General features: G+C 69.1%; 10 protein-coding genes. 5 read left to right on the plus strand and 5 right to left on the minus strand.

Annotation, left to right across the window (positions count from 1 at the left end; all coding sequences use genetic code 11):
• Positions 1-8,502 (minus strand): SDR family NAD(P)-dependent oxidoreductase, encoded by an 8,502-nt coding sequence (locus Pla175_RS22895; RefSeq protein WP_145291141.1) that lies wholly within the window; start codon positions 8,500-8,502, stop codon positions 1-3.
• A 340-nt stretch (positions 8,503-8,842) separates the two neighbouring features.
• Here Pla175_RS22895 and Pla175_RS22900 point away from each other — a divergent pair, with 340 nt between their 5' ends.
• The 3 genes from Pla175_RS22900 (at position 8,843) to Pla175_RS22910 (ending at position 11,753) form a co-directional block, all read left to right on the plus strand.
• Positions 8,843-9,862, plus strand: coding sequence for an NAD-dependent epimerase/dehydratase family protein (locus Pla175_RS22900; protein WP_145291143.1), 1,020 nt, complete (start codon positions 8,843-8,845; stop codon positions 9,860-9,862).
• Positions 9,863-9,970: 108 nt separating this feature from the next.
• Complete coding sequence (locus Pla175_RS22905) at positions 9,971-11,308, plus strand: outer membrane protein assembly factor BamB family protein (RefSeq protein WP_145291145.1); 1,338 nt, start codon at positions 9,971-9,973, stop codon at positions 11,306-11,308.
• Positions 11,309-11,381: 73 nt separating this feature from the next.
• Positions 11,382-11,753, plus strand: a complete 372-nt coding sequence (locus tag Pla175_RS22910; protein WP_145291147.1) for a hypothetical protein — start codon at positions 11,382-11,384, stop codon at positions 11,751-11,753.
• A 1,031-nt stretch (positions 11,754-12,784) separates the two neighbouring features.
• On the opposite strand, the gene Pla175_RS22915 is transcribed toward Pla175_RS22910, so the two are convergent.
• Positions 12,785-17,131: a beta strand repeat-containing protein gene (locus Pla175_RS22915; RefSeq protein ID WP_145291150.1), complete on the minus strand. Its 4,347-nt coding sequence runs from the start codon at positions 17,129-17,131 to the stop codon at positions 12,785-12,787.
• Between the two features lie 207 nt (positions 17,132-17,338).
• Between Pla175_RS22915 and Pla175_RS22920 the strand changes: the two genes are divergently transcribed.
• Positions 17,339-18,616, plus strand: coding sequence for an IS701 family transposase (locus Pla175_RS22920; RefSeq protein ID WP_315851498.1), 1,278 nt, complete (start codon positions 17,339-17,341; stop codon positions 18,614-18,616).
• Between the two features lie 453 nt (positions 18,617-19,069).
• Here the strand turns inward: Pla175_RS22920 and Pla175_RS22925 are convergent, their stop codons facing one another.
• The 3 genes from Pla175_RS22925 to hisI form a co-directional block, all read right to left on the minus strand.
• Positions 19,070-20,506 carry an arylsulfatase gene (locus Pla175_RS22925; RefSeq protein WP_197527088.1) on the minus strand — a complete coding sequence of 479 codons (1,437 nt, stop codon included), beginning with the start codon at positions 20,504-20,506 and terminating at the stop codon, positions 19,070-19,072.
• Positions 20,507-20,727: 221 nt separating this feature from the next.
• Entirely contained in the window at positions 20,728-21,192 is a 465-nt protein-coding gene (locus Pla175_RS22930; protein WP_145291152.1) for a RidA family protein, read from the minus strand.
• A 100-nt stretch (positions 21,193-21,292) separates the two neighbouring features.
• Positions 21,293-21,691 carry a phosphoribosyl-AMP cyclohydrolase gene (hisI, locus tag Pla175_RS22935; protein ID WP_145291154.1) on the minus strand — a complete coding sequence of 133 codons (399 nt, stop codon included), beginning with the start codon at positions 21,689-21,691 and terminating at the stop codon, positions 21,293-21,295.
• 478 nt (positions 21,692-22,169) lie between these two features.
• On the opposite strand from hisI, the gene Pla175_RS22940 reads away from it, so the two are divergent.
• Positions 22,170-22,769 (plus strand): glycosyltransferase family 2 protein, encoded by a 600-nt coding sequence (locus tag Pla175_RS22940; RefSeq protein ID WP_197527089.1) that lies wholly within the window; start codon positions 22,170-22,172, stop codon positions 22,767-22,769.
• Positions 22,770-22,803: the final 34 nt, after the last annotated feature.

Consider the following 22,803-nt stretch of genomic DNA (forward strand, 5'->3'; position numbering starts at 1 on the left):
TCAGCGGGCCGCGTCCCACGATTGTAACTCGTCCTCGAGCGCGGCGAGGTCTTGCAAGACCGACGCCACGGCTAGCTCCGTGGCCGGCTGGGCTGATGGTTGTGACCGCCGCGACGGGGGTTTGGGGCCCAGCGGGTTGGCCTCGGGTTGCCGGGACCGGGTCGCTGGGGTCGTCGCCTCGTCAGCTGCGGGCGGCGTCAGGCTCTGTTGCGGCTTCGCCGCGTCCATCAGGCCGGCGAGATGCTCGGCCAGCCGGTCGATGGTCGGGTAGTCGAACACCAGGTTCGCGGGGGTCTCGACCCCCAGCGACGCGGTAAGCGCGTTCTTGAGCTCGAGCGTGGTCAGCGAGTCGAGCCCCAGCTCGAACAATGCGGCGTCCGAGGCGATCTGCTGGGCGTCCCGCATCCCCAGCACCGCGGCAAGCTGCTGCTTGAGGTGCGTCGCCAACAGCCCACGCCGCGCGAACCGCGGCGCCGCGTGGTACGCCTCTAGGAATCCGGGCGCCGCCGCGGCCGAGGCCTCGGCCCGCTGGTCGCGTAGCAGCTCGAACACCGGCGCGGCGCGGCGCGTGGGGCTCATCCGCTGGACGTCGAGCGGCGCAATCAACACGGAGGCGACGCCGCTGGTCAGCAGCCGACGCATGGCGTCGAGGCCGCGTGCGGGCGAGAGGGGGTCGAGCCCGGCGAGGTCGGTCCGCTGCTCGACGCCGCGGCGGGCCGCTTCGCCGATCCCGGCCCAGGGCCCCCACTGCAGCGCCAGCCCGGGCAGGCCTTGCCGCCGGCGCCAGGCTACCAGGGCGTCGAGGTACGCGTTGGCCGCGGCGTGGTTCGACTGGCCGGGGCTCCCCAGCAGGCCCGCCAGCGACGAGTAGACGACAAACAGCTCGACCGGATCGCCGGCCGTGAGCTCGTGCAGCAGCCAGCCGCCGCGGGCCTTGGCCGCGAACACACGGGCCACCGTCTCGGCGGTTTGCGCCTCGATGAGCCCATCGGCCAGGGCGCCGGCCGAGTGCACGACGCCGCGGATCGGCGCCCCCGCGGCGCGTACTTCGTCCAGAGCCGCGGCCAGTTGTGCGCGGTCGCTGATGTCGGCCAGCGCGACCACCACGCGGGCGCCATCGGCTTCGATGGCGCGGACCGCTTGGAGCTGCGCGGCGGTTGGTTCGCTCCGCCCCACCAGGCCGATCACGCCGGCGCCCCGCGCGGCGAGCAGCCGCGCGGTCTCGAGGCCGAGGTCTCCCAGCCCCCCGGCGACGACGTAGGCGCCGTCGGCGCGGATCACGGCCGGCGGTGCGGCCGGTTCGCCGGCGCCACCCGGGCAGACCAGCAGCTTGCCGATGTGCTCGGCCCGCTGCATCGCCCGCATCGCGTCGCCCAACCGGTCGAGCCCGTAGGGGTGCAGCGGCAGCGGCTTGAGCTCGCCGGCGTCGACGCGCGTCACGATGTCGGACAGCAGCCGAGAGACCATCGCGGGGTCTGCCTCGCACGCGTGCGCCAGGTCGACCTGCGAGTACACCACGTCGGGCCGCAACGCGGCGATCTGTGTCGCGACATCGCCCTCGGGCTTGGTGAGGTCGATGTAGCGGCCGCCGTGGGCGAGCGCCTTGAGGTTTTCTGCGACAAACGACTCGCCCAGCGCGTTGAGCACGACGTCGACGCCTTGCCCCTGGGTCGACGCCATCACCCCCGCGGCGAAGCCGGGCGACCGAGAATCAAACGCCGCGGCGACCGGCGTGTCGAGCAGCGCAACGTGCTTGGCCCGGCTCGCGGTGGCGTACACCTGCGCGCCACGCGCCGCGGCAATCTGCACCGCGGCCAGGCCGACCCCCCCGGTCGCGGCGTGGATCAGCACGCGCTGGCACGGGCAGAGCTCACCGATCTCTTCGAGGGCCAGCGACGCGGTGAGCATCGCAATGGGCAGCGTGGCTGCTTCGGTGAGCGAACAAGTCGCGGGCGCCAGGGCCACGACCTCCTCCGGGGCGACCACCCGGTCTGCGAACGTACGCGGCGCGATCGCGATGACGTGGTCCCCCGGCAAGAACCGGCTCACGCCGGCGCCGATGGCCCTCACCGAGCCGGAGCACTCGCCCCCCAGCGGCGGCTCGCCCGGGTACCGGCCCAGCGTGTTGAGCACGTCACGGAAGTTCAGGCCCGCTGCTTCGACCGCGATCTCGACCTCGCCGGCGGCCAGCGGCCGACGCGGCAGGCGCGCGAGACGCACCCCGTCGATCGAGCCGCGCTGGGCAATCTCTGCCACGCGGGCGCCGTCGGCCTCGGCCGCAACCCCGCCCGCCGCGCAGAGCCGAGCGGCAAGCCGGCGCCCGCCGGCCAGCACGATCTCTGGCTCGGTGGAATCGGACAGCAGTTCGTCGACGACGGCAATCACGTCGGGCTCCGTAGCGCTCGGCAGGTCGATCCGCCGGCAGGCTGCCTGGGGGCGTTCGTGCGCCAACGAACGCAGCACGCCCCACGCGGCCGCGGCGGCGGGAGAGTCTCCCCCCATCGCAGATTGGGCGCCACGCGTCACCAACACAAACCGATCGGCCCCCGACGCCCGCTGCACCGCGTCGATCACCCGCGTGGTGTACCGCTGGGCGTCCTCGCCGCTGGCGGCCTCGTCCATCGCTGTAAACAGCGTCGTACGAACGCCCTGGGCGGGGTTCGACACGCCGGCGACCGACGCCGACCCGCGACGGCGGGCGATCTCGTTTTCCAACCCGAGCAGCGGCGTGCCGTCGAGCGCCACCACATCGATCTCGCCGAAATCTGCCGTCGATTCGATTGCGCCTGTCGCGATTGACGCAACAATGACGCTGTTCTCCGGCGAGCCGCCCCGCGGCTCGGCCAGGCTGAGGCAGGCGGCCTCGGCGAAGCCCTCGGACCCGAGCAGCCCGGCCCAACGCGACTCGTCGATCAGTGGGTAGCCGGCCCGCAGCGAGGCGTCCTCACCCCGCCACCAGCCGTCCAGCATGCCGAACGAAAGGTCAAGCCAACGCAGCGGCCGCGTCCCTTCTACCAGCACGAGCACGCCCCCCGGCGCCAGCAGCCGCCGGGCGTGGCGGACCGACCGGGCGAGGTCGGCGGTGGCGTGCAGCACGTTGGCGGCGATCACGACGTCGTAGCCCCCCGCAGCGAACCCCTGGCCGGCGGGATCGCTCTCGATATCGAGGACCTCGAAGCTTAGTCCATCGCCGTCGAGCCCCCGCCCCGCGAACCGCCGCTTGGCGGGGGCAAGGAACGCCGGCGCGACGTCGGTGAACGTGTAGCGGAGGCGGTCGGCCCAGCCGCGACGCAGCACCCCTTCGGTCGTGGCGCCCGATCCGGCCCCGATCTCTAGCACCCGCAGCGACCTCCCCGCGGGGAGCCGGGCGACGCAGGCCTCGACCGCGTCGGCGACCGTTTCATTGAGCGCCTGGGCGCCAATCGAGGTGCGGTACAAATCGGCGGCGCCCCCGCCGCTGCTGGGGAACAGCAACTCAAGCGGTTCACAGCGCTCCAGCAACACGTCAACAAGCCGCGGTGCACACGCAGCGATCACCGCCAACTCAGGCGCCGCGGCCTGAAGCCCTTGCTGGGCCTCGGCGAGCGCGCGGGCCGCCTCGCCCGCGACGATCGGCCGCGCGAGCCGCAGACCTCGCTCATCGGCGACCAACCAGCCATCCTCGCGCAGCATCGCCACGATCCGCTCCAGCAGCCGCTGCCGGTTGGCGGGAACTACGGGCAAGTGATCGACCGCGTCGCCGACCCGCCGAGCGCCGCACAGTTCTGCCAGCGCCTCGGCCCCCCACAGCGTGCTGATGCGTTCTAGCTCGCCGAGCGCGTCGCGCCGGGCCGCCACCAACGCGTGGCGTCCCCGCTGCCGGGCGCCGCTGATGGCGGACGATAGGTCGAGCGCCGGCGGCTGCCACGCCGGCTCTGTGGCGCGTAGCCGCGGCGCCCAGGTGAGCTGGAAGTAGGGCGACTGGGGCGCGGCGACCCGCGCAAGCCGCACGCCACGCAGCGCGCCGACCGGCCGCTCGCCCAGCAAGAGATCGACATCGGCCAGCAAGAAGTCTCCTTCTTGCCGCGAAGCGACGCGGGCCGCGACGGACTGCTGGCCGTCCGGCAGGTCGGCCCAGGCCTCGGCGGCGCCCACCGGGACCCACGCCACCTGTTGATCGTCGGAAAGCGTCGCGGCGATCGCTTGCAGCGCGCAGTCCAGCAGCGGCGTCGCCCCGGCCGCGGCGAGCGTCGCCTCCGCGTAACCCGCGGCGCCGTGCAGCGTCCGCAGGCCGCGGAACGCGTTCTGGTAATCGAGCCCGTACGCGCTGCACGTGCGGTAGTGGTCGGCGACGTCGCGCGGCGCCAGCGCGGCTGCGCCGGCCGCGATCCGCTGCGACGCTTCTCCGCGCTGAAGCAGGCGGCCCGTGGCGCTGCGGACCCACGCCCCGGCGTCGCGCGAGAAGAACGCGATCGACCATCCCTCGCCCGCCGGCGTGAGCTGGGTTTGCAGCCGGGCGTCTTGCCCAGCGGCGGGCGTCACGCGTCGTTCGATCTTCAGGTCGACCAAACGCCAGGCTTGAGACGCGTTTACCAGCCCTCCGGCGGCCGCTGCCATCTCGATGTAAGCCGCGGCCGGCAGCGTCGGGGCGCCCTGCACCTGGTGGTCGTTGAGCCAACCGACCCGGGCGAGGTCGACCTCGAACACGTGCTGGCCGCCAGCGAGGTCGAGCCCTCGGCCCAGCAACGGGTGAACCACCGGCCCGGCTGCCCCGCGACCCGCCGCGGGATCGACGGGGAACCAGTAGCGGCGACGCTCGAACGGGTAGGTCGGCAGCGTCAGCGCCGGCAGCGGCCCCGCGACTAGCGGCGCGCCGCTGGCCAGCCAAGCAGCAATGTCCGCCGGGGGCGCCGCGTCGGCGGGGACGCCCCCCTCACGCCGATCGCTCGCCAGCCACTGCAGCAGCTTCTCCCGCAGCACGGCAGAGTCCGAAGCCCCCACCGCCAGCCGATGCCCGAACACTTCGCGCCGCGCCGCGACCGCGGCGATCTCGGCAACCGGCGTCGCGGGCGTGATCGCCCCGGCCCAGCGGCGTGCCTGCTCCGCAAGCGCCGCCGGCGTGCGCGCCGACAGCGTCACCCAAGAAAAGGTGTCAGGAACCTTTTCCGACAAGGTTCCTGGCGCCTTATTCGGCGCCGACTCAAGCACCGCGTGGGCGTTCGCGCCCCCGAAACCGAAGCTGCTGACCCCCGCGCGGCGGACGCGGCCCTCTTCTTCCGGCCAGGCGCGTAGCTCGCCGGAGACCTCCAACGGCAGCGACCAGTCGATGTGCGGGCTCGGTGCGGCGAAGTTCAGCGTCGGCGGCTGCTGGCCGTGGTGCAGCGCTAGGCAGGCCTTGATCAGCCCGGCTACGCCGGCCGCGCCTTCCAGGTGGCCGATGTTCGTCTTCACGCTGCCGACCGCGAGCGGCCTGTCGCGCTCGCCAAACACCGCGCCTAGCGCGCCCATCTCGGTCGGGTCGCCCAGCTCCGTGCCGGTGCCGTGCGCCTCGATGTAGTCGATATCGGCCGGCTTCAGGCCTGAGGCCGCGAGCGCCTGCCGGATCACGTCCTGTTGTGACGGGCCGCTGGGCGCGGTGAGCCCGTTGCTGCGGCCGTCTTGGCCTACCGCCGTGCCGCGCAGTACCGCCCACACGCGGTCGCCGTCGGCCAGCGCCGCGGAGAGCCGCTTGAGCACTACCACGCCGCAGCCCTCGCCACGCACAAAGCCGTCGGCGCCCGCGGCGAACGCGCGCGTTTCGCCGCCAGGAGAGAGCATCCCGGCACGGCACAGGGCGGTGGTGGTCTCTTCGCTCAGGATCAGGTTCACGCCGCCGGCGATCGCGAGGTCGCACTCGCCACGCCGCACCGCCGCGGCGGCTTGATGGACCGCCACCAGCGACGACGAGCACGCGGTGTCGACCGACCAGCTAGGGCCCTTCAGGTCGAGCACGTACGACGTGCGGTTGGCCAGAACCGCGGGCGATGCCCCGGTGGCGCCGTACGCAGAGGGTGCGGCGCCCTGCCGGGCCTGCTGCGCCAGGTAGTCGCCGGCGCTGACGCCGGCAAAGACCCCCGTCCGCGAGCCGCGTAACCCGCTCGGCCGGACCCCGGCTAGCTCTAGCGATTCCCAAACGACTTCTAGCCACAGCCGCTGCTGCGGGTCCATCCATTCGGCTTCGCGGGGGCTGATGCCGAAGAACTCCGGCTCGAAGCCGTCGACCGAGCCAAGGAATCCTCCCTTGGGGGGCGCCTCGCCGGCGTATTCGCCGCGCCACCGGTCGGCGGGGTACGGACCCAGCCCCGACGCCCCTCCGGCGAGCAGCTCCCAGAACCCTTCTACCGATTCGGCGCCCGGGAACCGGCAGCCGAGGCCGATGATCGCCAGCGGCTCGTCGATGGCGCCCGCGGCGGGGGTCGCCGCGGCCGGCTCGTCGCCGTGCACCAAGTGCCGGGCGAGCGCGGCGATGTTCGGGTAGTCGTAGGCGATCGTCGGCGGCACCGTGCGCCCGAGCCGCTCCGATAACAGTCCGGACAGCCGCACCGCCGCCAGGGAACCGAGCCCGTACTGCGCGAACGGCGTGCGGCGGTCGACCTCGGCCACGCCCAGCCGGGCCCTCTCGGCGACCTGTTCGGTCAGCCACGCCTCCAGCTCGAGGGTGCGATCGTCTGGCTCGGGGGCCGCAGCGCCGCGGCTCGTGGCGTCGCCGAGCCGCCACTGGCCCACCACCTTCAAGCCGCCCACCAGCAGCAGGTCGCGGGTCGCGCGGCGCTGGGTCTTGCCGCTGCTGGTCTTCGGCACGGCGCCGGGGCGGACGAACGTGACCCGCGTGATCTCGAGTTGGTGCTCCTCGGCCACGGCGCGTACGATCGCCGCGGCGACCTCGTCGGTCGGCAAACGCCGCAGCCACTGCCGCTGCACCTCTTGCACCAGGGCGACGCCCTCTGACTCTTCGCCGACAGTGATCGCGGCGCCGACGCAACCGGCCACGGCGGCGTGCGCGCCCGCGGCGGTTGCTTCGATGTCTTGCGGGTAGTGGTTGGCGCCGTGAACGATCAGCAGGTCTTTCAGTCGGCCGGTGACAAACAGCTCGCCGTCGTGAAGCACCCCCAGGTCGCCGGTACGCAAGTAGCGAAGCGTCGGGTCGCTGGCCAGCACGGCGTGGAACGCTTCTTCGGTCGCCCGGGCGTTCTTCCAGTACCCGGCGGCCACGGTGGGCCCGGCGAGCCAGACCTCGCCGATCTGGCCGGGGCCGCAGGGCCGGCCCGTCTCGGGATCGACGATCGCGGCCCGCACGTTGGCGTCGACCGGCCCGCTGCCGACCAGGGCCCGCGCGTCACTTGCATCCGTCGGAACGAACTCGCCGAGCGCCAGCCGTTGCGGATCGACCTCCACCACCCGCGGCGTCGCCGTCTTCCGCGATCCGGAGACCAGCAGCGTGGTTTCCGCCATGCCGTAGCAGGGGCAGAGCGCCTCGGGGCGGAAGCCGTAGGGGGCGAACGCCTCGGTGAACGCCCGCACGGTGGCGGCCCGCACCGGTTCGGCGCCGTTGAACAGCACCTGCAAGCGCGACAGGTCGAGCCCCGCGCGTTCGGCCTGGGTCGTCTCGCGTACGCACAGGTCGAGCGCAAAGTCGGGCCCGCCGGTGCAGGTGACGCCGTAATCGCTGATCGCCCTCAGCCAACGGATGGGCTTCTGCAAGAACGCCAGCGGGGGCATGAACACCAGCGACCCGCCGAGCGCCAGCGGGTGGAGCAGGTTGCCCACTAGGCCCATGTCGTGGAACGCGGGGAGCCAGCCGGCGACCACGATCGACTCGTCTTGCCCGAACGCGGCCCGGATGAGCCGCTGGTTCTCGATCAGGTTGGCGTGCGAGACGACGACCCCTTTCGGCTGGCCGGTCGAGCCCGAGGTGTACTGCAAGAACGCGGGAGAGTGCGGGTCGGGCAAACGGGCCTCGGCCGCGTCGCCGCCGGCCGCCGCGTCGAGGCTTACCCACTCCAATGCCGCGAGCAGCGGGTCGGCGTCGATCAGCGGCCGCAGCAGGTCGAGCGTCGTCGCGTCCACCAACGCCATGCGGGCGCCGCTGTCGCGCACCACCGCCGCCAGCCGGGCCGCCTTGCGGTTCTTGCGGGGCGGGTTGATCGGGGTCGCGATGGCGCCGGCGTAGAAGCAGCCGAACAACGCAGAGACAAAGTCGATCCCTTCCGGAAAGACCAGCAGCACCGGTTCGCCTTGGGCGCCGCGGCGGGCGAGTTCGCCGGCAACTCGACTGGCGGCGGCGTACAGGTCACCATAGGTAGCACAGCCGCCCGTCTGCTCGCCATCGGGGAGGAATCGATAGAGCAGACGGTCCGGCGCCGCACCTGCCCGCGTGCGCAGCACTTCCGGCAGCGACAGGGCCTGCCGCAGCAGCAACGGCGCTCGGTCGGGGGCGGCCTGGTCGGGCAAGCCGGGGGCGGTTTCTGGGCGGGGGTGATCCATCACGTTGTCGTTGTGGGAAGGGGCGCCAGCCGGCGCCGACGGCCGGGCGGTTCTACCCTCCTCCTACGATCGTGCCTCCTAGCAACATGCCGGCTGCGACAGTTCAGTTACGCCCTATTGAGCAAGCTGTTACGTGAAACGCTAGCGTTGCGGGCCGCTTGGCGACCCACCGCAAGCCACCCTGATTACCCAGGCCTAATTTCTTAACAACTCAGCCCGCCCAACGCAAGCTAAAGGGCGGCAACATGTTCCGACGAATCCAGCCCCTTCCAATCCGGCGCCACAAGCAGTCATTGCTGGCGCCTTCTGTGTACATCGAACGAACACGGCCCGCCGCACGATGACTTCCGCTCGCATCCTTGTAACCGGCGCGGCCGGCTTCATTGGAAAACGTCTGTGCGACCACCTGCGCACTGCCGGCAACCCTGTGCGCGCGGCAACCCGCACCGAGGCGTCGGCGCAGCGGCTCAGGGACGACGGGTGGGACGCCCGGTGCGTCGAGATGAGAGACCCATCGGCCTTGGCCGCGGCGCTCGAAGGGGTTGATCAAGTTTACCACTTGGCGTCGGTGGTTTCTGCCCGTTCGTTTGCGGCGGCCCGCCAGGTCAATGTCGAGGGCTCGCGGCTGCTGGCCCTCGAGGCCGCCAAGCGGGAGTCTCCCCCGCGGTTGCTGTACGTCTCCTCCCTGGCGGCCAGCGGGCCGGTGGAGGGGGGACGCGCGCGGACCGAGGCCGACCCGGGCCGGCCCGTTTCCTACTACGGCCGCACCAAGCTCGAAGCCGAGCAGGCCCTGCGAGGCCTGGCCGACCGGCTCCCGGTGGTGGCGGTCCGTCCCCCGGGGGTTTTTGGGCCGGGCGACCTGAACCTGCTGCAGATGTTCCGCTCGGTGCGGGCCGGCCTGAACTTTGTTGCGGTGTCGCAGCGGTACCGCTACTCGTTTGTCTACGTCGAGGACCTGGCCGAAGGCATGCGTCGGGCGATGGAAGCCGGAGACCGGCTGACGCACGACCACCCTTCCGATGGGCTCTATTTCCTGGCCGATCCGCAGCCGATGACCTTCGGCCAGCTCGGCGACGCGGTCGCCGCGGCGCTTGGGCGCCGGCCCCCGCGCTGCGTGACCATCCCCGCGGCGGGCTGCTGGGGGGTCGCCACGGCGCCCGAGCTGTGGGGCCGGCTCACCGGCGCCAAGACCTACCTGAACTACGACAAGATCCGCGAAGCGGTCGCCGGCGAGTGGTTCTGCGACCCCGCACGCGCCGACCGGGAGCTCGACTGGCGCCCAGAAAAAGGCCTCGCAGACCGGCTGATCGACACGCACAACTGGTATGTCCGTCAGAAACTGCTGCCGGCCAACAGATAGGGCCGCAATGGTTTCGCGGCAGCCACGCCCGCTGAGTACAATGCGTACTGACCCGGCCCCGGCGACGGGCCGGCTCGCGATCGACTCACCGAGCGGGTTTGCACCGATATGAAGACTCTCCATCAAGCCGCACGCGGCGCCGTGGCCTCCCTGGCCTGCCTGGGCGCAGCCCTGCTGTCCGCCGCATGGGCCCAGGCAACCCCCCTCACGCCCGAATCGCAGCTCCGCCCCGCCGGCCTAGAGCGGGCCTGGTTCACCCAGACCAACCTCGACGCGGCCCGGAACAAGCTGCAAGGGGTGACCCTCTCTGGAGACATGCTGGTCTCGCTCTCCACGGCGGGGTTTGTCGAGGCCTTCGACGCCGAGACGGGCGAGAGGCTGTGGGCCACCCGCGTCGGCAACCCAGACTACGGCAGCCTCGGCCCCGCGGTGGGCCAGGACGTGATCGCCCTGATCAACGGCTCGACGCTGCACGTGCTCGACCGCAAAGACGGTCGCCCCATCATCTCCCGCCCGGTCGGGGGCGCGCCGGCCGGCGCGCCGGCCATCGGCAAGGGCTTCGTCTTCGTCCCTCTGCTGAGCGGCCGGGTCGAGGGCTACCCGATCGAAGACCAGGGCGAGCCCCTGTGGTACTACAGCTCTTCGGGCCGCGTTTATCAACCGATCGTCGCGGGGACCGACCATATCTACTGGGCCAGCAGCCGCGGCTACATGTTCGCCGCGGGGATCGCCGCTACCGGCGTCGCCTACCGGTTTGAGAGCGTGGCCGACTTTGTCGCCCCCCCCGCCGCGGGCGACGGCATGGTGTACGCCGCCACCGGGGCGGGCTACATGTACGCGATCGACGAGCAGTCCGGCAAAGAGAAGTGGCGGTACTCGACCGGCTTCCCGATCCTGCGATCGCCGGTGGCCATCGCAGACGAGGTGTTCATCGTGACCGAAGAGCCGGCCCTGCACCGCGTCGACGCAAGCGGCGACGCCAAGTGGGTCACCCCCGGGGTCGCCCAGTTCATCGCCCAGAGCGAGTCGCGTGTGTACGGCCTCGACCGCTTCGGGGGCTACCTGGTGCTCGACGGCGAGACCGGCGTCGTGCTGTACCGGGCCCCCTCGCGCGGCAGTTTCCACCCGGTGCTCAACACCGAGAGCGACCGGCTGTTTGTCTACTCCGACGACGGGCTGATCCAAGCCTTCCACGAGCTGGGCGCCGACGAGCCCTACCTGCACGCCCCCAAGCCCGCCACCGCCGAAGTGGCCGACGAGAACGCCGACCCCGCCAAACCCGCGGCAGCCGCCCCGGCAGAAACGCCCGTCAAGCCCGCCGAAGCCGGGCCCGCCCCGGCCGAAGCCCCCGCGGCTATCCCCGACCCGTTCGGCGGCGAAGACCCGTTCGGCGGCGACGCGGGCGACCCGTTCGGGGGAGACGACCCGTTCGGGACGACGCCGTAGGGGTCGCGGCGAGTAGGCCGGACGAGCGTGCCGTAGGCAAGCCGGGCGTCTCGCCCGCTACAACCAGAAAGCCATGGCGCGAAAGCCCATCCTCGTCGTGCTGGTGATCGTCGCGGTCTGCGTCGCAGCGTTGATTGCGTGGCGTGCGTCAAGCCCGGTTTGGCAGATGTCCGCACGCAACTCGCCGAACGGCGTGGTCGTTGAGGTCTACAAGTCCGGCGCCGCGCAGCCAACGTATGCCACGGTGCTCACCGGAAAAACCATCGGCGCCGATGTCGATCGGGCGACTCGCCAGAACCTGCCGGCGGCGCTGGCGACGACCGTTTTCTACGACGACACGATGCGGCCGGGGCGCTGGACCGTGGCAATCAGCGGCACGACGCTCGACATTATGGAGCATGCGTTGATCATCAACGGCGCCACACAATTGACGCCGCTGGAGTAGACCCAACCACGCGGCCAGCAGTGAGCCCCTGAGACGAGCCTACCAGCTCGAACACCCTAGAATCGGCGCGGTAGGTCAACGTCATTCGGAGAGTCGCGTTGGTTGCCGCCACTCACGGCTGGCAAGCCAGCAGAGGCGCCCAGCGTTGCACGCCGAGGCAGCTCCGAACCTGTGCCTATCCTGCCGAGGTGATGTCCACCGACGGCAGTTTCGGGGATACTCGAAACTGCGTCGGCCGATGACGCTGACGCAGTTTCCGAGATTCCGAAACTGCACCCGATGTTTCGGTCGCTCGTAGTTCTCGAACGTACTCATCATCGCGCAAAAGCCCACCGTCTTCACCGTAATGCTTCTTCAACTCGGCGCCGCAAAAATCACAGAATCGAGTGCACCAATGTCCCGCGAGTTTGAAGTTCGAGATGCCCTCGGCCTTGATGGCCTCAGAAGCCCGGCGATTTGCACCAATTACGTCTGAGTAGTCTTTGCGGTGGCAAAGATTGAACCCGCGGAGGAATACGACTTGGCGAAGGTCTGTGTCGTACCCAGCAACGACGTACTCGCCGTAGATATTCCGATCGCGAAAGCGGTTCTCGGTAACGTGACAACACCAAGACATGATTGCGCCCTAACGACAAAGCTCAGCGACCTCCGCCGGAAACGCCCGGTCGACTACAAGAGTCGCGGGGAAATTATACCGCGCAATCCGGAGCGGTGGACATCACCTCAGCGAGATACGGACCGCTTCTACGAAGCGTCGGCGTGAAACACCGAAGCACTTTCGGAGGATGCCAACAGCGCAGCGGTGCAGCTCTCCTCCATCGGGTTGCCGACTGGCCGACGGACCGAGGGAGCATCGGCCAGCACGACTAAGGTCGATGCCGAACTGCGGGCGGTGTCAGCCGGGTCGGGACACCGTTGCGAGTTGGCGCCGGGCAGCACGCGCGTCGACTGGTCCATCTCCGGCAGCTTGGACGGAGCCGATTCTGAGCCAAGTGATGTCCGCCGACGCAAGTTACGGAGCGTTCGCTTAGTCACACAGAGGGTGTCCGCCCGCGCCTCAACAGGGGCGTCAGCGATAGGGCCACGCCGAAAAGGGCCAGCATCACGCCGGCGGGCTCCGGGACGCTGGCGGACGCCGTCGCGGCCCCGCCTGCTAGGTGGTCGCGCCACACCGAGAAGTCGGCCGCGTCGACGATGCCGTCGAGGTTCCCGTCGGCGCCGTCTCCTGGCGAGGCGACCGGGGCGCCGAAGCTAGACCTCCAGATTAGGTAGTCGGCTGCGTCCACCACGCCGTTGCGATCGTAGTCGCCCGGGACGAAGGCCAACGCGATCGTAAGCGTGGCCGTGGGGGCGACGTAGTCCTGCGAGTACGTGTCTGTCCCAAGAGCTAGTGTGAACGGTAAACCGTCCGCCAGCAGGCCGCTCAAGACCCCGCCGCGGCTGGCGATCGTCAGGGGCTCTGCGCCGGACATCGTCTGAGACAGGTCCACCCCATCTAGCACAAACGACCGGCCCACGAGGTTCAGCGTGCCGCCGTCGACGACCCGCACGTTGGCGCCCAACGTTCCGCCGGACATCTCCACCACGCCGTCGCGGAATACGTATAAGTTCTCGCCGATGCTGCCGCCAGAGATGTTGATCTGACCGCCGGAGTGGGCGTGGAGGTCGTCTCCCACGGCGCCTCCAGAGATGTTCGCCACGGCGCCATCGAAAACGTCGAAGGAGCTTCCCACGCTGCCTCCGGAGATGTTCACCGTGGCGCCACGGAAGGCGTCAAAGCCCTCGCCGACCGCGCCGCCGGTGATGGTCACTTGCGCGTCGATTGCTTCGAGGTTGTCGCCGACGGCGCCCCCCGCCTGGACGGCGAGTTGGCTGAGCCGGCCCGCGTTGAAGTTCTGACCCAGGACCTCGCCTCCCGTCACGGTACGGCTCTCGCCGGCGATCAGCCCGTTCCTCGGCTTGTTAAGCGTGGACGTCGTTGGGCCAAAGTGGCTCCGCGACAGAGTGAGCGAATTGGGCCGAATCGTGTCGCCGTCGATCGGCGCTAGGACGAACGGCGTGCCGTCTTCGAGCGTGCCGCTGAGCACTTCATTCTGAGAGAGGTTCTGTGCGATGGTCGCTCCGACGGTCGCAAGAGCAGCGATGGGTTCGCCGTTCAAGCGGAAATCGGATCCATGGATCGCCAGCGAAGCAGAGAACGAGCTGGTGGTGACCCCGTCGCCCGTCGAGCCGCCGGATACCACCACGGCGCCGTCGTTGTCTAGGCTGAGGCTACCAAGGATATTGCCGCCGTTGACGTGGACGACCGAGTCTCCGCGGGCGGAGAGGGCCGCGACCGAGCCGGCGTTGATCTCCACTAGTCCCTCGCTCTGGACGCTTATCAAACGGTCGATCGTTCCCCCGTCGACCTGCAGTTCTCCAGATACAGACACCGACGTTCGAAGCGTTGGGTCGCCCCCAATGACGCCGCCTTTCACCACGTAGCGACCGCCGGAGCTCACAGTTAAGCCTTGCACGATACCCCCGGTGCTTTGTCCCGAGGCGTCGCCAGCGATGCGGAGCTCGAAATCGATCTCGCCCCCCGATACGGAAACAAACCCGCCGGCAAGCATCTGAAGGTCGCGCGTATGACCACCAGCCACAGTGACCAACCCTGCGGAACTGAACCCTGCGCCGATCTCGCCCTCCGAGATCAAGATGCTGCTCCCGGCGAAACCCTGCAGGCCGACGCCCACCACGCCCCCCCCCACTGAGACGGAGGAGCCCGGCAGCGCGTCGAAGTCGTGCCCCACCGCCCCCCCCGCGACGATCACCGCCCCGGCCGCCTCGAGGTTGTCGCCGACGGCGCCCCGGGGCTCGACCCACACGAGGCTGTTGTAGCCTGCGTTGAAGTCGTTCACGGGCGCTGCGCCGGAGGCGTCGAACCGCACGAGTTGGCCCGTGCGGACGCCAAGCGGCAACGCCCCGGACGACGCGGTAAAGACCGTTTGGGTGACCGGCGCCACCTCCGCGGCGTGGAGCGAGAACCCGCCGGCCGCGAGCACGTCGCCGTCTTCCTTCGAGAATGCGAACGGCGTGCCATCGGCCAGCGTGCCGGAGAGCACGTCCGTGGGGCCGAGCGAGGGGACCACCACGTCTCCGACGGTCGTTAGCCCCGCTAGTGGCGCCCCGTTGATGCGGAAGTCGCCCCCGTGCAGCATTACGGTCCCGCCGCTGTCGATCATGAAGAACTGGCCAAATCCGCCACCGGTAACCTTCGCCTCTGCCCCCGTGTGTACGCGGAGGGTGCGACCGAGCTTGCCGCCAGAAATTTCGATCGAGGCGTCCGTGGCGATATCAACGCCGACGCTGAAGCTGCCGCCGGAGACCGACACTTGGCTGCCCGGCAGCACCCGCAACGCGTTGCCGTAGACCTCGCCGAACGATCCGCCAGAAATCTGTACGTCGCTGCCGGCTAGCGCAGTAAATGCTACGCCAAACCGGCCTCCTTCGACGCGCACCGAGCTCCCCGAATGGGCCTGAAATATGCCGCCTACTGCGCCGTCGGTGACAGTAACATGGGACGCGGCAAAGGCGTCGAAATCGGACGCGATTGCGCCGCCGGCTACTTCAACCACCGCGCCGACGGCCTCGAAATTCTTACCGATCGATCCACCCGGGAGCACACGCACGGTGCTGCCGGGCCCTGCGCCAAAGGAGCTAGGCACAACGGCGCCGGCCCCAACTAGCAGCGTCTGGCCACTTCGAACCCCCGCCGGAACGGCGTCGAAGGGGGCGTTGATCGTTGCGGGACCGGCTGGCAGCGCCGCTGCTCGTCGCAGGATGATGGTTTTGTTGTCCAGCGAATCGCCATCGGTAGGAGAGAACGCGAACGGGGTCCCGTCTGCGAAGAAACCAGAAAAGAGAGAGCCGAATGGCACTTCGAACGTCGCCTGCTCCGCCACGACCGCAGGGCCCGCGACAGCCACGCCATCTAGGTAGAACTCGCTACCCTCCAAGAGGGTGTTGCTGCTGTTGGAAAAGAGTGTCCCGTCGGCGAACAACCCGCCCGAAATCGACACGTTGCTCCCGCTGCCCGCGGTAAAGCCCTCAAGCAGTCCACCCGAGATGCTCACGGTTGATCCAGAAGCGGCGGCGAAGCGGGTTTGCACCGTCCCCCCAGAGATCGACACATTGGATCCACTCGACGCGACGAACTTCTGGCCGACCAGCCCGCCCGAGATATGCACTTGGCTTCCGGCCCGGGCCGCGAAGTCCTCACCGATGGTCCCGCCAGACATCGTAAAGACGCTATCGCTCAACGCGCTGGCGTCATCGCGTATCGTGCCCCCAGAAAAGTTCAGCGTACCGTGGGTTGTTAGTCCCTCATTGACCCACCCACCCGAGATATTGACGACGCTTCCCGCCTGGCCGTCGAATGTCTTGCCGACAGCGCCCCCCGAGATGTTGACGACGCTCCCGCCCCCGGCGCGAAACCGATCACCGACGCTGCCGTCGCGGATGTTCACGGTCGACCCGACGGTGGCGTAGAACTCGACTCCTACCGTCCCCCCCTCGATCGCCACGTTGCTGCCCGTGTGAGCGTAAGCGAAGTTGCCGAGCGTCCCCCCCGCGCTGGCGATCGGGCTCCCCAACAGGGTCACCTCTGCGCCGTAGAACCGGGCGTTGTTCCCCACGGCGCCGCCGGGTTCGATGATCAACTCGCTCCCCGCGGTCGCCTGGAAGTTGGCGGGCAGGGCGGCGCCCGAGTCGACCCGCAGGGTCTGCAGGTCGCCGATCGTGGTCGGCACGGGGTCGAGCGAAGCCACGATCAGCGACCGCGGGTTGGCGGGGGAGGCGATCGCGTGCACGCTCAGCGTCCCGGCGGCGATGTCGCCATTGGTCGATCGGATGAACAGCGGCGACCCATCCGCGAACGCGCCGGTCAGGATGTACTGGGTCGGCAGGTCGATCTGCAGGCTGGCCCCGGCGGCCTCGAGCCCCGCGATCGGCTGGCCGTTGATCCGCAGATCGGCGGCAGAGATCGACACGGAGCTGCCCGCGGGCGCGCTGATGCCGGCCACCGTCACCCCGCCGGTCATGGTCATGCTGACGCCGGGCCGCAGGCGCACGAAGCGGATGAACCCGTCCGACAGGTTGAACGTGCTCCCCTGGTCGAATTGCGGCTGACCGAGAACGCCGCCGAGCAGGTTGATTTCTTGGTTCTGTACCTTTCCCAGGTGATCGCCGAACCCCGGGATCGACAGGTTCGCTCCTTCGAAGATGTTCACCTGGGTGTCCGATCCCAGGACCGCCGGGAGCGGGTCGGACGGCAGGTTGATCACCGTCGTAAACTGACCCCACGCGTCGCTCGCTATCAGCGCGGCAGCAGTTAGCACGCCCCAGAGGGAAAATCGACTCCGACTGGAAGTGGAGAAACAGAAGGCAGGCATGCGTGTGGCTCGCGGCCGAGGCGTGGGGTATGGCGTCATTTACGGCGGGACGACCCACCTAGTACTACAGCGCTACGTTGATCTTGTTTGCGTTTGGGCGATCGGCCATGTTGTTGGTGTCGCAGGGGGGCGACCTGGCGCAGGGCCGCTAGCATGGACGCCGATGAGATCCGCCGTTTGAAGCCGGAATTGACGAGTTACTTGCACGAATTCGACGCCTGTTTCTCGCGTCGAGATACTCGTGCGCACTTGCCAACCTACGTCGAAGGCCAACTCTCCGAACTGCCCGCGAAGAGTTGCGAGCCGATGGCGCTGGCCGCCGGAGTGGCGCCGCGGACGCTGCAAGAGTTCCTGGCCCAGCACCGCTGGGACGAAGACGCCGTGCGCCGGCGACTCCAAGAGATCGTCCTCCGAGATCATGCGGGGCCGCACTCGATCGGCCTGATCGACGAAACGAGCGACGTCAAGAAGGGGGACAAGACGCCCGGCGTGCAGCGGCAGTACTGCGGCTGCGTCGGCAAGCAGGAGAACGGCATCGTCACGGTCCACTTGGGCTACGCGACCGGCGACTTCCACGCGCTGGTCGACGGCGAGCTGTTCTTGCCGGAGAGTTGGTCGGAGGACCGCCAGCGGTGTCGGGCCGCCGGCATTCCCGAGGACATGGTCTACCGCTCCAAGTGGAAGATCGCCCTGGAGCTTTGCGATCGGGCCGCGGCCCACGGCGTGATGTTCGACTGGCTGACGTTCGACGAAGGCTACGGCGGAAAGCCGCTGTTTTTGCAGGGCTTGGACGGTCGAAAGCAACGCTTCGTCGCCGAGGTCCCGACGACGTTCTCGTGTTGGACCGACCGGCCGCGCGTGACGGAGCGACCCTTTCGCCGCGGCGGTCGCGGCCGGCCCCGCAAGGTCCCGCGGTTGGTCGCCGCAGCGAGCGCCCCGCAGAGCGTGCAAGACCTCGCCGAGAACTGGCCCGAGCTGCGTGATCAAGCGTGGACCCGGTACTACGTGAAGGACGGCGAGAAGGGGCCGCTCGTGTGGGAGGCGAAGCACGCCCGCATCGTCATGAAGAACGACGACGGGTTGCCGGGGATCGAACTCCACCTGCTCGTCGCCCGCAACGCATTGAACCACGATGAGGTGAAGTATTTCATCAGCAACGCCCCGTCCGACACGACCATCGAGACGTTGTTGCTGGTCGCGTTCTCGCGGTGGCGCGTCGAACGGTGCTTCCGCGACCAGAAGCAGGAGATCGGACTCGATCAGTGGGAGGGCCGCTGTTACCTCGGTCTCAAACGCCACTTGATCCTGTCGTGCGTCAGCTACTTGTTCCTGGCCCGCTGTCGTGAACGGCTGCGGGGGAAAAAATCCGGAGGTCACGGTCTGCCAAGTCCACGCCGCCGTCGGCGCGCTGCTGCCGAGTTGGCAGCGTAACGGCCGGGCCTCGCCGACGCTCATCGAGCACACCGCCAACGTCATCCAGCACTGGCAACAACGCAACGCCGCCGCGCGGGCCTCCCACCGGAAGCGAACCCTGAAAAAACTGCGGAGAAACGGCATCATTCTCAAAGGCCTGATACGCTGCAGATGGACGTGACCTAGCGCTGTAGTGCTAGGTTAACCGAGGAAACGCGAGTGCGATATGAACCTGTGCGACAACGCTCCGCGTAGATTGCTGCACCGGCAGCCATCCTCGAGCCCGCAGCGGTGCAGCTCACCTCCGGCTAGTTCAGAATCGCCAAAGCAGCACAGGCTTCCTCGTTCGCCTCACTCCAAGACAGTCGCTTCCGATTCTCGTCCACTCGTCAGCAGGACGTGCTGCCGGTCTCTTTGCCGCCTACTCCACCACGGACCTAGTCCGCCAACTCGAGCCGGGCCCCGCCGGACCTACCGCCCCTCGGGCCCCACCGTCGCCGCCTCGGCGTCGGCCGCCGCGCCGAACGTGTAGGCCGGCGAGTCGCTGCGGGCCCCGTCCATCTCCCGCGTCAGCCGCGCGACGATCTCGGGGTGATCGGCCGCTACGTTGTTGCGTTCGCCCAGGTCGTCGTCCAGGTTGTACAGCTCTACCGGCCGTGGCTTCTTGGAGTTCATCCCTAGCTGCACCGCTTTCCAGGGGCCGACGCGGACCGACCGCTTGCCCCCTTGCTCGTAGAACTCGAAGTACAGGTAGGGGTGCTGTTGCTGCTGGCCCTTGCCGGTGAGGCTGGGGACCAGCGAGACGCCGTCTGTCTCTTTCGGCGCGTCGGCGCCGGCGACGTCGGCAAAGGTCGCCATCCAGTCTTGGAAGCCGCTGATCGTGTCCGACTCGCTGCCGGGTTCGATCTTGGCCGGCCAGACGGCCATCATCGGCACGCGGACGCCCCCCTCGTACAGGTCGCGCTTGATGCCGCGTAGCGGGCCGGACGAGTGGAAGAACTCGGGGTCGAAGCCCCCCTCGGCGTGCGGGCCGTTGTCGCTGGTGAACACCACCAAGGTGTTGTCCGCCACGCCCAGCGTTTCGAGCTGCTCCAGCAGCCCGCCGATGGCGCTGTCCATCCGGGTGATCGCGGCCGCGGCGCCCTTCTGCGGCTGGGGCCAGTCGCGGTTCTTGTACGGGCCGTAGTCGGGGACCTGCATCCCTTCGTCGCCCGCTTCGTTGTTGGCGTGCGGCACAGCGAGCGAAAGGTACAAGAAGAACGGCTTGCTGTGGTTCTGGTTGATCCACTCGCGGGCTTCTTCGATCATCAGGTCGCCGGCGTAGTCTTCGCGCTTCGTGGCGTTCCCCGCGCCGCTGGGACGCGCGCCGGGCACGAAGTTGTTCAGGTACACCTTCTCGCCGTTGCGGAACAAGAACTCCGGGTACTGGTTGTGGGCGTGCCAGTGGCCCAGGTAGCCGAACGAGTAGTCGAAGCCCTGCTTGTTGGGAAAGCCGCTGGTGTGCTGGTCTCCCAGGCCCCACTTGCCGACGATGGCGGTGGCGTAGCCCCGGCCCTTGAGCACCTCGGCGATGGTGAGCGTGGCGTCTTCGAGCGGCTGCTCGCTGGTGTCGCTCACCGAGCGGTTGCCGCGCACCTCGGCGTGGCCCAGGTGCTTGCCGGTCATCAGCACGCAGCGCGACGGGGCGCAGACGGTCGAGCCGGCGTAGTGCTGGCTGAACCTCACGCCGTCGGCCGCCATGCGGTCGAGGTGGGGCGTGGCGATTCGCTGTTGGCCGTAGCAGCCGAGGTCGCCGTACCCCAGGTCGTCCGCCATGATGAACACGATATTCGGCGGCTGCTCGGCAGACGACGCGGCCGCCATCAACAACAAGCAGCAGCAGACCAAGGGGGTATAGATGCGGGGCATGGCAGTACTTCCAGAGGGCGTGAAGAGGGTTCGCCCCGTAGTATCGCACCTAGAAACTTCGCCGTCAAATACAAGAATTGCGCAGCGGCAGCCTCTTAACCACAAAGGTCACGAAGAGACGCAAAGAGACAAGACGACGTGGATCGCAGAGTGGAACGGAACTCAAAACGTCTTCCGGCCGCCCTTCGTGCTTCTTCGTGCCCTTGGTGGTTCACCGTCCGTCACGGGTGCAGCAAGAAGGTCGCCTCGATCTCGACCGCCATCCCGGCCGGCAGCGAAGGCGTGCCGAACGCGCTGCGGGCGGCCACGCCGGCGTCGGCGCCGAACACCTCGCGCATTAGCTCGCTGAAGCCGTTGATCACGGCCGGGTGCTGGGTGAACTCGGGGGTGGCGCACACCAGGCCGAGGGTCTTCACCAGCCGCTGCACCTTGTCGAGCGTGCCGAGCTGCGCACGCAGCGAGGCCAGCATCGCCAGCCCGGTGAGCCGGGCCGCGGCGTAGCCCGCCTCGACATCGAGCGAGTCGCCCAGGCGGCCGGTGGTCAGCTTGCCGTCGGCTTGCAGCGGCCCGTGCCCCGAGGTGTGGGCTAGGCTCCCCACCACAATCACCGGCTTGTAGAGCCCCATCACCGCGGGGGGGGAGGGGAGCGTGATCCCTAGTTCGACGAGTCGTTGTTCTGCGCTCATGGGTAGCTACGGGTTGGTGAGTTCACGGATTGAAAATTGCAACTTGCATTTTGGAATCATCAATTTGCAATTTGCAATCTGTATTGCCAAGCGCTCGCTGCTACTTACCGTAGACCTCACTCGGGTCAAACACCCGCTGCTCCACCACGCGCAGCCCCGCGGGGGTCGCCTCTCGAAAGAAGCAGCTTGGGTACCCCTGGTGGCAGGCGGCGCCCCCTTCTTGATCGACCTGCAGCAGGATGGCGTCTTGGTCGCAGTCTAGCAGCACCCGGCGTACCCGCTGGCGGTTGCCGGAGGTCTCCCCCTTGCGCCACAACGCACCCCGGCTGCGGCTGTAGTACACGGCCCAGCCGGTGCTGAGGGTCAGGTCGTACGCCTCGCGGTTCATGTAGGCGATCATCAGCACCCGGCCGGTCTGGGCGTCCTGGGCGATCGCCGGCAGCAGGCTGTCGGCGTCGGCAAATGCGGGGGCGTCGTTGGGCAGGGGCGGCGTGTCCATGAGGTTCTGCTTGCTACCCAGAAGGCTATCGAGGCGAGCCGGGCGTCCCCGCCCCCGGCGTGGCGGCAAGGGCGCTGATCACCGGCGGGTCTTCCCAGCAGCGCCGGGGGCGGGGACGCCCCGGCTCGCGACCGGCGAGGGGCGCTGCCCGCGTGTCACGACTGACTATAGCCGGCCGCCAGCGGCGCATCCATCGCCCCCGGCGAGCCCCTTGCAAGAGTCACAACACCCCTTTTTGGCGCGACCCGGCGCCTTGCGCCCCTACGCCGCGTCCCACCGGCGCGACCGGCGCCTTGCGACCGGCGCCGCCGGCCCAGCCGGCGCCAGGCTCCCAAACCCCCGTTGCTAGCGTCGGGCACAGCCGGGCTGCTAGCAGCGTCGATTGAACGAGCAAGAGGCGGTTCCCCCCGCGCCGTGCAGGCCCGCCAGCGCAGACCGCCCAACCCAGCCGCCCCGGCGCCAACTCGGAGGATTCCAGGTGGATACGAAGCTCTCGATCGTCCTGCCCGTCTACAACGCCGAACGAAGCCTCCGCCAACAAGTCGAAAGCGTCCTGGAGCAAGCCGGCGAGCTCACGCCGCGGTTCGAGGTGTTGATCGTCGACGACGGTTCCACCGACGACACGTTCGACATCGCCAACGAGCTCTCGGCCCAGTACGTCCAGGTAGCCGTGGTGCGTCAGCCGCAGCGTCACGGCCTGGGCGCCGTGATCCGCCGGGTCCGCCGCCGGCTGGCGGGCCGGTGGGTGGTGCTGCACGACGGGGTCTCGCCGCTCGAGGCGGGGCAGATCCGCCGGTTGTGGGAAGAACGCTTCGGCGCCGAGCAGGTCCCCGCGGATCAGAACGCCGCCGCCGAGCTGCGTCGCGCGGTAGCGACCCACGCGGCCGTGGCCGCGGCCCACTCCCGTCTGGCGGGCTTCCAGTGGATGAGTGGCGACGAAGCGACGGACGAAGCGGCCGGCCTAACCCGCGCCGACTCCAGCTCCCCACGCGAGCGGCGCCGCAGCGTCGGCCAGATCCCTACGCTCCCCAGGCCGCGGCTGATGAGCTCGCTGAGCGATTTTGCGATCGGGGAGTAACGCCCGGGCTGGTGGCGGAGGTGGTATGATGTCG

It is taken from the genome of Pirellulimonas nuda (assembly GCF_007750855.1).
Classification (GTDB): Bacteria; Planctomycetota; Planctomycetia; order Pirellulales; family Lacipirellulaceae; genus Pirellulimonas; species Pirellulimonas nuda.

Excerpts from the sequence above, each read along its gene's own strand:
- Pla175_RS22895 (WP_145291141.1), bottom strand. The coding sequence starts at position 8,502 with ATGGATCACCCCCGCCCAGAAACCGCCCCCGGCTTGCCCGACCAGGCC.
- Pla175_RS22900 (WP_145291143.1), top strand. The coding sequence starts at position 8,843 with ATGACTTCCGCTCGCATCCTTGTAACCGGCGCGGCCGGCTTCATTGGA.
- Pla175_RS22905 (WP_145291145.1), top strand. The coding sequence starts at position 9,971 with ATGAAGACTCTCCATCAAGCCGCACGCGGCGCCGTGGCCTCCCTGGCC.
- Pla175_RS22910 (WP_145291147.1), top strand. The coding sequence starts at position 11,382 with ATGGCGCGAAAGCCCATCCTCGTCGTGCTGGTGATCGTCGCGGTCTGC.
- Pla175_RS22920 (WP_315851498.1), top strand. The coding sequence starts at position 17,339 with ATGGACGCCGATGAGATCCGCCGTTTGAAGCCGGAATTGACGAGTTAC.
- Pla175_RS22925 (WP_197527088.1), bottom strand. The coding sequence starts at position 20,506 with ATGCCCCGCATCTATACCCCCTTGGTCTGCTGCTGCTTGTTGTTGATG.
- Pla175_RS22930 (WP_145291152.1), bottom strand. The coding sequence starts at position 21,192 with ATGAGCGCAGAACAACGACTCGTCGAACTAGGGATCACGCTCCCCTCC.
- hisI (WP_145291154.1), bottom strand. The coding sequence starts at position 21,691 with ATGGACACGCCGCCCCTGCCCAACGACGCCCCCGCATTTGCCGACGCC.